This is a genomic window from Streptomyces cirratus (genome assembly GCF_014650775.1).
Lineage (GTDB): Bacteria > Actinomycetota > Actinomycetes > Streptomycetales > Streptomycetaceae > Streptomyces > Streptomyces cirratus.
This window is the reverse complement of sequence record NZ_BMVP01000001.1, coordinates 261,953-274,127: the sequence shown is the minus strand read 5'-3', so window position 1 is coordinate 274,127 and position 12,175 is coordinate 261,953. Positions and strand designations below refer to the sequence as shown.

Here is a 12,175-nt window from a genome sequence, read left to right as displayed (position 1 = left end):
GAGGAATGAACATCATGCTCTTCCATTCGACGTACGGGCTGCGGCCCGCGGTGCACGCGGCGGCCGACCGGCTGCGCGCGGCGGGACACACCGTCCAGGTGCCCGACCTCTTCGAGGGGCGTACGTTCGGCACCGTCGAGGAGGGCATGGCCCACCAGGACGAGATCGGCCGCGACGAGCTGCTCAAGCGGGCCGTGCTGGCCGCCGCCCCCTACTCCGACCAGGGCCTGGTCTACGCCGGCTTCTCCTTCGGCGCCTCCATGGCCCAGCACCTGGCGCTGCACGACGAGAAGGCGCGCGGGCTGCTGCTCCTGCACGGCACCTCGGACCTGGAGGACAGCGCCTCGGCCGACGGGCTGCCGGTGCAGCTGCACGTGGCCGACCCGGACCCGTTCGAGCCGCACGACTGGCTGACGGCCTGGTACCTGCGCATGCGGCGGGCCGGGGCGGACGTGGAGGTCCACAGCTACCAGGGCGCCGGGCACCTGTTCACCGATCCGGAACTGGACGACTACGACGCGCAGGCCGCCGAGCAGACGTGGAAGGTCGCGCTGGCGTTCCTCGACAGCCTGTAGCGGGGGCTGCGCACGGGCAGGGGCCCGGTCCGGCGGATGTCCGCCGGGCCGGGCCCCTGTTCACGTGGCCGCCGTCCGCCGCCGCCGCGGCGGGCGCCGATCAGGCGGGGTGTGCGCTGATCAGGCGCGGTAGGCGGTCCACATGCTCTTCATGCGGGCCACCTGGCCGGCCGTGAACTGGTACATGCAGGAGTCGTACGTGTAGTCCATGAAGTTGTGGATCGGGTCGACGCCCGTCTTGTTGGTGCAGCTGTCACGGCCGGTCGGGCACTCGAACGCGGCGCTCTGCTCGGCCGGGGTGTCGGCGACGGAGTCACCGCTGCCCGAGCAGCCGCCCTGGAAGGTGTGGTAGAGGCCCATCCAGTGGCCGACCTCGTGGGTCGCGGTGTCGCCCTCGTTGTAGTTGGTGGCGGAGCCGCCGGGCAGCGAGGTGTTGAGGATGACCACGCCGTCCATCGTCGGCTGCGAGGCGTAGGAGCTGGGGAAGGTGGCCCAGCCGAGCAGCCCGCCGCCGAGGTTGGCGGTGTAGAGGTTCAGCGCGTTCTTGCCGCCCTTGCGCAGGGCGTTCTTCATGTCCTTCTCGGCCTGGGTGCCGTCGGAGACGTTGTACCAGGCGGCGTTGTCCGTGTAGTCCGTGCCGGCGAGGCTGAACTGGTACCCGGTGTCCGCGTTGTTGGTGCCCTTGCCGCTGTAGGCGGCGTTCAGCACCGAGAGCTGGTTGTTGATGTCGGTCGCCGTCAGCTTGCCGGCGGTGCCGGAGGTGATGACGTGCACGTACACCGGGATGGTGGTCGCGGTGGCGGCGCCGGCGCGCATGCCGTCCAGCTGCTGGGGGGTGGCCTGGGACAGCTTCTTCTTGAGGTCGGCGTCCATGGCCTTGACCTGGGCGTCCGAGATCTCGTTCGGGTCGGCCGCGTGGTGGTCCTTGGGGCGGGCGACGCGGGCGTTCGCCGAGGCCTCGGCGGAATGGCCGGTACATGCCTCCGAGGACTTGGCCGCGGCGACGGTCGTGGGAGCCGTCAGCGGTGCGAAGGCCAGGGTTCCGGCCAGGACGGCCGTACCCATGAGGCGGCGGCGGAGCAGGGGGGATATGCGGGCGTTGGCGCGCACGTTGACTCCTCGCGAAGCGTGGTGGGGGGTGAGGTACGTCCTCACGCTGACGCGCAGCTTACGTGTGCATGTCAGCAGAATGGCAAGATCTCGTAGGTTAAAGATTTGTTGCCGAGGATGCGGAAGGGGCGCCTGGTATGAACCAGGCGCCCCTCCTCACCGCAAATTTGACGCTACGTCAGCGAACCGGACGGTCGGCCCGTTCCACCCGCTGCGTGCCGCTCAGGGTGCGGTACGAGCGTGACCACGCCGAAGTGGCGTCCTGGCGCCGCTTGTCGGAAACGATGTAGTAGTCCATCTGTGAGCGCTCTGCCGTCACGTCCAGGACGCCGTACCCGTGCGCGTCCATGTCCAGCCACTTGACGTGCCAGTTCGCGGCCTTGATGGCCGCTTCGGCGACCAGCGAGGCGGTGTCGGCCGGTACGTGCAGCAGGTCGTCGATGTTGTCGGAAGTCACCGAGGTCACCACGAACTCGGTCGCCGCCGAGCCCGAGGCCGGGTAGGTCGCCTTGTTCACCGGGACGTCGTTCGCCCACGCCATGTGGATGTCGCCGGTCAGGAACACCGTGTTCTTGATGCCCTGGTCCTTCAAGTGGCCCAGGAGTTCCCTGCGATCGTCGGTGTAGCCGTCCCACTGGTCCACATTGACCGCTATGCCCCCCTCGGGCAGCCCGAGCAGCTTGGTGAGCGGCTGCAGCAGGTGCGCGGGCAGCGAGCCGAAGGCCACCGGCGAGATCATCACGGACGTGCCGACCAGCTGCCAGGTCGCGTGCGAGGACGAAAGCCCCGACTTGAGCCAGTCCAGCTGCGCGCGCCCGGTGATGGTGCGCTCCGGGTCGTCCGCCGCCCCGCTGCCGATCTTGGATTGCTGCGAGCGGAAGGTGCGCAGGTCCAGTAGGTGCAGGTCGGCGAGGGTACCGAAACGCAGCCGCCGGTAGACGGTGCCGGCGATGGAGGGGCGTACGGGCATCCACTCGAAGTAGGCCTGCTTGGCGGCGGCCGCGCGGGCCGCCCAGTCGCCCTCGGCGCCCGGGGTGTGGTTCTCCGCCCCGCCCGACCAGCAGTCGTTGGCGAACTCGTGGTCGTCCCAGATCGCGATGACGGGGTGCGCGGCGTGCACCGCCTGGAGGTCGGCGTCCGTCTTGTACTTGCCGTGCCGGGTGCGGTAGTCGGCGAGGTTCACGATCTCGTGCTGCGGCTCGTGCTGCCGTACGACGTACTTGGCCTCCGGGAAACCCCCGGTCTGGTACTCGTATATGTAGTCGCCGAGGTGCAGGACCGCGTCCAGGTCGGTCCTGGCGGCCAGGTGGCGGTACGCGGAGAAGTAGCCGGCCTCCCAGTTGGCGCAGGAGACCACGCCGAAGCGCACGCCCGCCGTGCTCGCGTCGGCGGCCGGGGCGGTCAGGGTGCGGCCCGCGGGGGAGACGGTGGCGCCGGCCGTGAACCGGTACCAGTAGACGGTCTTGGGCCGCAGGCCGCGCACGTCCGCCTTGACGGTGTGGTCGGCGGCGGCGGTCGCGGTGACGGACCCGCTCGCCACGACGCGGGAGAAGGACTTGTCCTCCGCGACCTCCCAGCCGACCCGGGTGTCCGGGCCGCGGCCGGAGCCGGGCACGGCGTCGGCGGTCGGGGTGATGCGGGTCCACAGCAGGATCCCGTCGGGCAGCGGGTCGCCGGAGGCGACGCCGTGCAGGAAGGCGGGGACGGAATCCGCCGCGTGGGCGGCGGTGGCGCCCAGGGCCGCGATCGGCGCGAGGGCGGCCGTGGCGGCGGCGGCCTTGACCACCGTACGGCGGCGGGGGTTCACCGAGGCGGAAGAAGAGAGATGACTGGTCACGGCCGATGATATTACTGACGGGTATGCCTTCCGGGATACCCTCGGTAAAGCAACGGGCGGGCGAACTCTGGGAGTTCGCCCGCCCGTTCGCCCGCCGGCCGTCCACCGGGTGCCCGCCGGCCGTCCACCGGGTGCCCACCGGCCGTCCACCGGGTGCCCACCGGCCGCCCACCGGCCGTCCCGGCAGGGGGAATCAGCCTGCCAGGGCCTTGTCGAGCGCCGCCGTGTACGCCTCGGGCGTCGACGGGGTGTCGATCTTCTTGCCGTCCATCTTGAGCGTCGGGGTACCCGTCACCCCGGACTTGTTGAAGGCCTTGGCCATGTCCATCGCCCAGCGGTCGTACGTGCCGTCCTCGACGGCCTTCTTGAACTCGGCGTTGCCCTTGAGCGCCGGAACCGTGTCCGCGACCTTGATCAGGTAGTCGTCCTTGGCGAAGCTGTCGACCGTCTCCTGCGGGTGCAGCTCCTTGGAGTACAGCGCGGCCTTGTAGTCGAGGAAGGCCTCCGGGCTGACGTTCAGCGCCGCGCCCAGCGCGCTCAGCGCGTTCTTCGAGCCCTCGCCCTTGGCGCCGTTGTCGATGAAGGTGGCGCCGTAGTAGTGGAGCTTGTACTTGCCCGCGTCGACGTCCTTGCGCACCTGAGAGCCGACCGCCTGCTCGAAGGCCGCGCACGCCGGGCAGCGCGGGTCCTCGTAGAGCTCCAGGGTCTTCTTCGCGTCCGCCTTGCCGACGACGACCGTCAGGCCGTCCTCACCCGTGGTGTTCTTCGGCTTCACCAGCTCCGCCTTGGCGGCCTTCTCCCAGTGGGAGGGCTGGCTGTTCTGCACGACCAGGTAGCCGACGCCGCCCGCGACCGCGAGGACGGCGACGACGGCACCCGCCACGAACAGCTGGCGGCGCGCCCTGGCCCTCTTGGCCTGCTTCTCGCGTTCGATGCGCAGCCGCTCGCGGGCCGCCGCCTTGTTCACCTGGCTGTTGCGTGCACTCATGTCTGTCTCCGTGGGATTTCCGTATGCGGGGGATGGGGGTCTGCCGTACTGCGTCAGGCGCTCGCGAGCGCCCCACGCCGTACGGGAGGTCCCCGCCGTCCCACGGAATGCGCCGGGAACCGGGTACGGGCCCCCGCGCCCCGGGCCGTCGGCCGCACCGCCCGGCGCGCCGGTCCGCCCGCCGCCACCACGGCGGCCACCGCCAGCAGCAGCGGCCGGAAGGCGAGGACGCCCACCGCCCGCAGCAGCCGGCCCAGCGCCCGCTCCCCGTAGCGCAGCCATCCGGCGGCCAGGAGTCCCGCCGACACGTGGGCGCCCAGCAGCAGCCAGGGCGTCCACGGCCCGGCCGCCGCGAGCAGCGTCGCCGGGTCGGCGGCGGGGCCCGCCACCCCGGTCAGCGGCCCGCCCACCGGGGTGCCGCCACAGAGACCGTCCAGGCCGAGCGCGTGCAGCGGCCCGGCGACGGGACCGCCCGCCGGGCCGTAACAGAAGTGCTGCCCGGCGGTGAAGACGGTGTCGGCCGCCAGCTCCAGCGGCACCAGCAGCCCGGCGATGGGACCGAAGCCCCGCTCCCGGCCGGCCAGCGCGAAGGCCAGCGCGAACACGGCGGCGAAGGCCCCGGCCACCAGCGTGGGAGGCAGCGGCATCCGGGACAGCACGACGTGCGACCCGGTCGAGAGCAGCACGACGAGCGCGCTGAACAGCGCGGCCCGCAGCCCTCGGATCCCTGCCCCGGATATGTCCATCCCGGCGAGTCTGCCACGGCTGCCTGTGAATCCGGGGCCGGGGGCCGGGCGGGCCCCGACTATGGCGTGAGACGACCGTTGCGGAACAGGTCCACGAAGATCTGGTGGTCGGCGCGCGCCCGGGCCCCGTAGGCGTGGGCGAAGTCGACGAGCAGCTCCCCGAAGCCCTCCTCGTCGGCGGCGATCGCCGCGTCGATGGCGCGCTCGGTGGAGAAGGGGACCAGAGAATGGCCGCTCTCCGCCTCGTCCGCCGACGCGTGCATGGTGGCCGTCGCCCGGCCCAGGTCCGCGACGACGGCCGCGATCTCCTCCGGGTCGTCCAGATCCGACCAGTCCAGGTCCACCGCGTACGGGGAGACCTCCGCCACCAGCTGCCCGGCGCCGTCCAGCTCGGTCCAGCCCAGCCACGGGTCGGCGTGCGCCTGGAGGGCCCGCTGGGAGATCACCGTGCGGTGCCCCTCGTGCAGGAAGTACTCCCGCACGGCCCGCTCGGTGATGTGCCGGGACACCGCCGGGGTCTGGGCCTGCTTGAGGTAGATCACGACGTCGTTCTCCAGGGCGTCGCTGTGCCCCTCCAGCAGGATGTTGTACGAGGGCAGCCCGGCCGAGCCGATGCCCACGCCGCGCCGCCCCACCACGTCCTTGACCCGGTAGGAATCCGGCCGCACCAGGGACTCCTCCGGCAGGGTCTCCAGGTATCCGTCGAAGGCGGCCAGCACCTTGTACCGGGTGGCGGCGTCCAGCTCCAGCGTGCCGGGACCGGAGGTGAAGCGGCGCTCGTAGTCCCTGATCTCGGTCATCGATGCCAGCAGCTCGAACCGGGTGCGCGCCCGGGCCGCGCGCAGCGCCCCCAGCAGCGGGCCCTCGGAGGTGTCCAGCGTGAAGGAGGGGACCTCCTCGTGCTTGGCGCCGGCCGCCAGGCGGTGGATCCGCTCCCGGTAGGCGGCCGCGTAGATCCGCACCAGCTCGCTGATCTGGCCGTCGCTGAGCGCCTTGGTGTAGCCGAGCAGGGCGACGGAGGCCGCGAAGCGCTTGAGGTCCCAGGTGAAGGGGCCGACGTACGCCTCGTCGAAGTCGTTGATGTTGAAGATCAGCCGGCCGTTGGAATCCATGTACGTGCCGAAGTTCTCGGCGTGCAGGTCGCCGTGGATCCACACCCGGCCCGTCCGCTCGTCCAGGTACGGGCCGCCGTGCCGGTCGCGCTCCAGATCGGCGTAGAACAGGCAGGCCGTGCCGCGGTAGAAGGCGAAGGCGGAGGCCGCCATCTTCCGGAATTTCACCTGGAAGGCAGCGGGGTCGGCGGCGAGCAGCTCACCGAAAGCGGTGTCGAACACGTCGAGTATCTGCTCGGCGCGCTGCTCGTTCGTCGTCTCGGGGACCGCCATGGCGGGTTCCTCCTGGTGGCGCGTGTGCCAATCGGTTTTCGGACAGGTGCTCCTGGCCGGTGCAACGCCTGACCGTACCGGTGAGTGCCCCCGATGTGTCACCGGCCCGACGTAGGATTCGAAGTCGCCCCCCCACTCCCGTCGCCGGAGGACCCCCACCGTGACCAAGCCGCCGTTCACGCACCTGCACGTCCACACCCAGTACTCGCTGCTGGACGGTGCCGCGCGGCTCAAGGACATGTTCAACGCGTGCAACGAGATGGGCATGACGCACATCGCGATGTCCGACCACGGCAACCTGCACGGCGCCTACGACTTCTTCCACTCCGCGCAGAAGGCCGGCGTCACGCCGATCATCGGCATCGAGGCGTACGTCGCCCCCGAGTCCCGGCGCAACAAGCGGCGCATCCAGTGGGGCCAGCCGCACCAGAAGCGCGACGACGTCTCCGGCTCCGGCGGCTACACCCACAAGACGATCTGGGCGGCGAACGCCACCGGCCTGCACAACCTCTTCCGGCTGTCCTCCGACGCCTACGCGGAGGGCTGGCTCACCAAGTGGCCGCGCATGGACAAGGAGACCATCTCCAAGTGGTCCGAGGGGCTCATCGCCTCCACCGGCTGCCCCTCCGGCGAGCTCCAGACCCGCCTTCGCCTCGGCCAGTTCGACGAGGCCCTCAAGGCCGCCTCCGAGTACCAGGACATCTTCGGCAAGGAGCGGTACTTCCTGGAGCTGATGGACCACGGCATCGAGATCGAGCGCCGGGTCCGCGACGGGCTGCTGGAGATCGGCAAGAAGCTCGGCATCCCGCCGCTGGTCACGAACGACTCGCACTACACGTACGCGCACGAGGCCACCGCGCACGACGCGCTGCTGTGCATCCAGACCGGCAAGAACCTCTCCGACCCGGACCGCTTCCGCTTCGACGGCACCGGCTACTACCTCAAGTCCACGGACGAGATGTACGCCATCGACTCCTCGGACGCCTGGCAGGAGGGCTGCGCCAACACCCGGCTGGTCGCCGAGCAGATCGACACCGAGGGCATGTTCCAGTTCCGGAACCTGATGCCGAAGTTCGACATCCCCGAGGGCTACACCGAGGTCACCTGGTTCCGCGAGGAGACCATGCGCGGCATGCACCGCCGCTACCCGGGAGGCATCCCCGAGGACCGGATGAAGCAGGCCGAGTACGAGATGGACACGATCATCTCGATGGGCTTCCCCGGCTACTTCCTCGTCGTCGCCGACTTCATCATGTGGGCCAAGAACCAGGGCATCGCGGTCGGTCCCGGCCGAGGCTCCGCGGCCGGCTCGATCGTCGCGTACGCCATGGGCATCACCGACCTCGACCCCCTCACCCACGGCCTGATCTTCGAGCGCTTCCTGAACCCCGAGCGCGTCTCCATGCCCGATGTCGACATCGACTTCGACGAGCGCAGGCGCGTCGAAGTGATCCGGTACGTGACCGAGAAGTACGGCGCCGACAAGGTCGCCATGATCGGCACGTACGGCACCATCAAGGCCAAGAACGCGATCAAGGACTCGGCGCGCGTCCTCGGCTACCCGTACGCGATGGGCGACCGCCTCACCAAGGCGATGCCCGCCGACGTCCTCGGCAAGGGCATCCCGCTCTCCGGCATCCTCGACCCCAAGCACCCGCGCTACGGCGAGGCCGGCGAGATCCGCGGGATGTACGAGAACGAGCCGGACGTCAAGAAGGTCATCGACACCGCCATGGGCGTCGAGGGCCTGGTGCGCCAGATGGGCGTCCACGCCGCCGGCGTGATCATGTCCAGCGAGACGATCACCGACCACGTACCCGTCTGGGTGAGGCACACCGACGGCGTCACCATCACCCAGTGGGACTACCCGAGCTGCGAGTCGCTCGGCCTGCTCAAGATGGACTTCCTGGGCCTGCGCAACCTCACGATCATGGACGACGCCGTCAAGATGGTGAAGGCCAACAAGGGGATCGACATCGACCTCCTGGCCCTGCCGCTCGACGACCCCAAGACCTTCGAGCTGCTGGGCCGCGGTGACACCCTCGGCGTCTTCCAGTTCGACGGCGGTCCCATGCGCTCGCTGCTGCGCCTGATGAAGCCCGACAACTTCGAAGACATCTCCGCCGTGTCCGCCCTGTACCGGCCGGGCCCGATGGGCATGAACTCGCACACCAACTACGCCCTGCGCAAGAACAAGCAGCAGGAGATCACACCGATCCACCCCGAGCTGGAAGAGCCGCTCGAAGAGGTGCTCGCGGTCACCTACGGCCTGATCGTCTACCAGGAGCAGGTCCAGAAGGCCGCCCAGATCATCGCCGGGTACTCGCTCGGCGAAGCCGACATCCTGCGCCGCGTCATGGGCAAGAAGAAGCCCGAGGAACTGGCGAAGAACTTCACGATCTTCCAGGCCGGTGCCCGCAAGAACGGCTACAGCGACCAGGCGATCCAGGCGCTGTGGGACGTGCTGGTCCCCTTCGCCGGCTACGCCTTCAACAAGGCGCACTCCGCCGCGTACGGCCTCGTCTCCTACTGGACCGCCTACCTCAAGGCGAACTTCCCGGCCGAGTACATGGCCGGTCTCCTCACCTCGGTCAAGGACGACAAGGACAAGTCCGCGATCTACCTGAACGAGTGCCGCCGCATGGGCATCAAGGTGCTCCCGCCGAACGTCAACGAGTCCGAGCCGAACTTCGCCGCCCAGGGCGACGACGTGATCCTGTTCGGCCTCACCGCCGTCCGCAACGTCGGCCAGAACGTCGTGGACTCGATCATCAAGACCAGGAAGGCCAAGGGGAAGTTCTCCTCCTTCCCCGACTTCCTGGACAAGGTCGAGGCCGTCGTCTGCAACAAGCGGACCGTCGAGTCGCTGATCAAGGCCGGCGCCTTCGACGAGATGGGCCACACCCGCAAGGGGCTGGTCGCCCACCACGAATCGATGATCGACAACGTGGTCGCGGTCAAGCGCAAGGAGGCCGAGGGCCAGTTCGACCTCTTCGGCGCAATGGGTGACGAGGACGCCGCCGACGAACCCGGCTTCGGCCTCGACGTCGAGTTCTCCGACGTGGAGTGGGAGAAGTCGTACCTGCTCGCCCAGGAGCGGGAGATGCTCGGCCTCTACGTCTCCGACCACCCCCTCTTCGGTCTGGAACACGTCCTGTCCGACAAGACCGACGCCGGCATCTCCCAGCTCACGGGCGGCGAACACTCGGACGGCGCCGTCGTCACGATCGGCGGCATCATCTCCGGCCTCCAGCGCAAGATGACCAAGCAGGGCAACGCCTGGGCCATCGCGACCGTCGAAGACCTCGCCGGCTCGATCGAATGCATGTTCTTCCCGGCGACCTACCAGCTCGTCTCCACGCAGCTGGTCGAGGACACCGTCGTCTTCGTCAAGGGCCGCCTCGACAAGCGCGAGGACGTGCCCCGCCTGGTCGCCATGGAGATGATGGTCCCCGACCTGTCCTCCGCCGGAACCAACGCCCCCGTCGTCCTGACCATCCCCACCGTCAAGGTCACCCCTCCGATGGTGACCCGTCTGGGGGAGATCCTGCGCCACCACCGCGGCAACACCGAGGTACGGATCAAGCTCCAGGGTCCGCGCACGACCACCGTCCTGCGCCTCGACAAGCACCGCGTCCAGCCCGACCCCGCCCTCTTCGGCGACCTCAAGGTGCTCCTCGGCCCCTCCTGCCTGGCCGGGTAGCGCCGGGCGGACACACGGGCGAGGGCGCGCCCGGAACTGCCGGACGCGCCCTTCCCGCAGGTGCGGGGGACCTTAGTTGTGGCCGAACTTCTTTTCCTTGCGCTTGCCGGCCATGTGCATCGGGCTCGGAGCCGACGACGGCTCGGGCGACGACTGCACCGAGCTCTTCGCCTGATCCTGGGACTGCGCGCGGTCCGAGGTCTTGGCGGGCTGCTGACGGTTCTTGTTCTTGGCCATGGGAAGCCTCCGTGAGAGGTGTAGGGGCCGGGGCCGCCTTCACACTCACACAGCACCGGAAACCGCGCATTTTGGATCATTGCCATGCGTAGTCGCGGGCCCGTCCCGGGTCCGGCGTGAGATACGCCACGCCGATGATCGAGTTCCGGCCGTCAACACCCTTGCGGTCGGGCAGACTCGGGGAAAACCTATCGGGGACCCCCAGGGAAGAGGGTGGAACGCGTGGACCGCTGCGTCGTCCTTGTGGACGCCGGCTACCTGCTGGGTGCCGCCGCCAGCCTTCTCGCAGGGGAGCCCTCCCGCTCCCGCATCACCGTCGACCACACCGCCCTCATCCAGGGCCTGCGCGAACGCGCCGAAGCCGACACCCAGCAGCCGCTGCTCCGCATCTACTGGTTCGACGGCGCACCCGACCGGGTGCCGCAGCCCGAACACCGCCGCCTGCGCGTGATGCCCCGGGTCACCGTCCGCCTCGGCGCCCTGACCCGCAGCGACGGCCGCTGGGCGCAGAAGGGCGTCGACGCCGCCATGCACGCCGAACTCACCGAACTCGCCCGCAACCGGGCCTGCTCGGACGTCGTCCTGGTCACCGGCGACGGCGACCTGCTGCCCGGCCTCATGTCCGCCAAGGAACACGGCGTCGCCGTCCACCTGTGGGCCGTCCAGGCCGCCGACGGCGACTACAACCAGTCCGAGGACCTCGTTGCCGAAGCCGACGAACGCCGCGTCCTGGACCGGGTCTGGATCACCCGCGCCGTCCGCGCCAAGGACCTCACCGGACTGTGCTCCCCGGCGCCCGCCCCGCGCCCCGAGATCGCCGCCATCCTCTCCGCCCCGCTGCCCGAGGCGGCGCTCGCCGAAGCCGCCCGCAACGGCACCCCCACCGGCACCGCCCCCACCGCCGGGCGGCCCGCGCCCGTACCGGCGCCGACCGCCGAAGGCGCCGCCGAGGTGGCCGCCGAGGGGGCCAGACCCGTACCCACCCCCAAGGACCTCGCCGCCCTGCGCGCCCCCGGCGTCACCGCCGCCCCGCAGAACGCGGCCGGCGCGGCGGCCGCCCCGGCCGGGAGCGCCCTGCGCTGGTCCTCCGACAAGGGGTGGATCGACCGGGCCGGACCGCTCGGTGAACCCGCCGAAACCGCCTCCCTGCCCACCCTCGCCCAGCTCACCAGCGCCGAGCAGCGTTGGGCGGACCGCGAGGAGGACATCACCACCGTCGGCGGTGACCCGTTCGAGGTCGGCCAGGTGTTCGCCCGGCGCTGGATGGAACGGCTGCCCGAAGCCGGCCACCTGCAGAAACTCGCCACCATGTACCCGCGGATCCCGCACCGCATCGACGGGGAGCTGCTGCGCTACGCGGCCCGGTTCGGCCTCCTCGCCCACAAGGACGACCAGATCGACGAGCACGACCGGTACGCCATCCGTGCGGGCTTCTGGCGCGAGATCGACGTGCGCGCCGCCGCCGAGCACGTGACGGGCCCGGCCGCCGCCGTGCCCGGGCCGGCGGCGACCCCGGCGGCCGACCAGGGATGAAAGCCGCGTAGGCTGCTCCCTCGTGAGCACGGGCACAGCAAGCGCGAAACAGGACACGGCA

The 12,175-nt window shown here is 70.2% G+C and carries 9 protein-coding genes; 3 read left to right on the top strand and 6 right to left on the bottom strand.

Features of this window, described 5'->3' with window-relative positions; genetic code table 11:
- Positions 1 to 5 precede the first annotated feature (5 nt).
- Positions 6 to 575: a dienelactone hydrolase family protein gene (locus IE207_RS01285; protein ID WP_190182115.1), complete on the top strand. Its 570-nt coding sequence runs from the start codon at positions 6 to 8 to the stop codon at positions 573 to 575.
- 120 nt (positions 576 to 695) lie between these two features.
- On the opposite strand, the gene IE207_RS01280 is transcribed toward IE207_RS01285, so the two are convergent.
- The 5 genes from IE207_RS01280 to IE207_RS01260 form a co-directional block, all read right to left on the bottom strand.
- Positions 696 to 1,640, bottom strand: a complete 945-nt coding sequence (locus IE207_RS01280) for a zinc metalloprotease (protein WP_190182722.1) — start codon at positions 1,638 to 1,640, stop codon at positions 696 to 698.
- A 223-nt stretch (positions 1,641 to 1,863) separates the two neighbouring features.
- On the bottom strand, positions 1,864 to 3,522 hold the full coding sequence (locus IE207_RS01275) for an alkaline phosphatase D family protein (RefSeq protein ID WP_190182114.1): 1,659 nt from the start codon (positions 3,520 to 3,522) through the stop codon (positions 1,864 to 1,866).
- A 193-nt stretch (positions 3,523 to 3,715) separates the two neighbouring features.
- Positions 3,716 to 4,510: a DsbA family protein gene (locus IE207_RS01270; protein WP_190182113.1), complete on the bottom strand. Its 795-nt coding sequence runs from the start codon at positions 4,508 to 4,510 to the stop codon at positions 3,716 to 3,718.
- A gap of 53 nt (positions 4,511 to 4,563) precedes the next feature.
- The gene (locus tag IE207_RS01265; protein ID WP_190182112.1) at positions 4,564 to 5,256 is read right to left on the bottom strand and encodes a hypothetical protein; all 693 of its coding nucleotides are present in this window, start codon (positions 5,254 to 5,256) and stop codon (positions 4,564 to 4,566) included.
- A gap of 59 nt (positions 5,257 to 5,315) precedes the next feature.
- Positions 5,316 to 6,641, bottom strand: a complete 1,326-nt coding sequence (locus IE207_RS01260) for a DUF2252 domain-containing protein (protein WP_190182111.1) — start codon at positions 6,639 to 6,641, stop codon at positions 5,316 to 5,318.
- Between the two features lie 160 nt (positions 6,642 to 6,801).
- Between IE207_RS01260 and dnaE the strand changes: the two genes are divergently transcribed.
- A complete protein-coding gene (dnaE, locus tag IE207_RS01255) occupies positions 6,802 to 10,344 on the top strand; it encodes a DNA polymerase III subunit alpha (RefSeq protein ID WP_190182110.1) in 3,543 nt (1,180 codons plus the stop codon).
- Positions 10,345 to 10,416: 72 nt separating this feature from the next.
- Here dnaE and IE207_RS01250 read toward each other — a convergent pair whose 3' ends face one another.
- Positions 10,417 to 10,581: a hypothetical protein gene (locus IE207_RS01250; RefSeq protein ID WP_190182109.1), complete on the bottom strand. Its 165-nt coding sequence runs from the start codon at positions 10,579 to 10,581 to the stop codon at positions 10,417 to 10,419.
- A gap of 213 nt (positions 10,582 to 10,794) precedes the next feature.
- Between IE207_RS01250 and IE207_RS01245 the strand changes: the two genes are divergently transcribed.
- Positions 10,795 to 12,114: an NYN domain-containing protein gene (locus IE207_RS01245; protein WP_190182108.1), complete on the top strand. Its 1,320-nt coding sequence runs from the start codon at positions 10,795 to 10,797 to the stop codon at positions 12,112 to 12,114.
- Positions 12,115 to 12,175: the final 61 nt, after the last annotated feature.

What these genes read in the sequence shown, in the direction of transcription:
- IE207_RS01265 (WP_190182112.1), bottom strand. Translation starts at nt 5,256, where the DNA reads ATGGACATATCCGGGGCAGGGATCCGAGGGCTGCGGGCCGCGCTGTTC.
- IE207_RS01260 (WP_190182111.1), bottom strand. Translation starts at nt 6,641, where the DNA reads ATGGCGGTCCCCGAGACGACGAACGAGCAGCGCGCCGAGCAGATACTC.
- IE207_RS01285 (WP_190182115.1), top strand. Translation starts at nt 6, where the DNA reads ATGAACATCATGCTCTTCCATTCGACGTACGGGCTGCGGCCCGCGGTG.
- IE207_RS01280 (WP_190182722.1), bottom strand. Translation starts at nt 1,640, where the DNA reads ATGGGTACGGCCGTCCTGGCCGGAACCCTGGCCTTCGCACCGCTGACG.
- IE207_RS01270 (WP_190182113.1), bottom strand. Translation starts at nt 4,510, where the DNA reads ATGAGTGCACGCAACAGCCAGGTGAACAAGGCGGCGGCCCGCGAGCGG.
- IE207_RS01250 (WP_190182109.1), bottom strand. Translation starts at nt 10,581, where the DNA reads ATGGCCAAGAACAAGAACCGTCAGCAGCCCGCCAAGACCTCGGACCGC.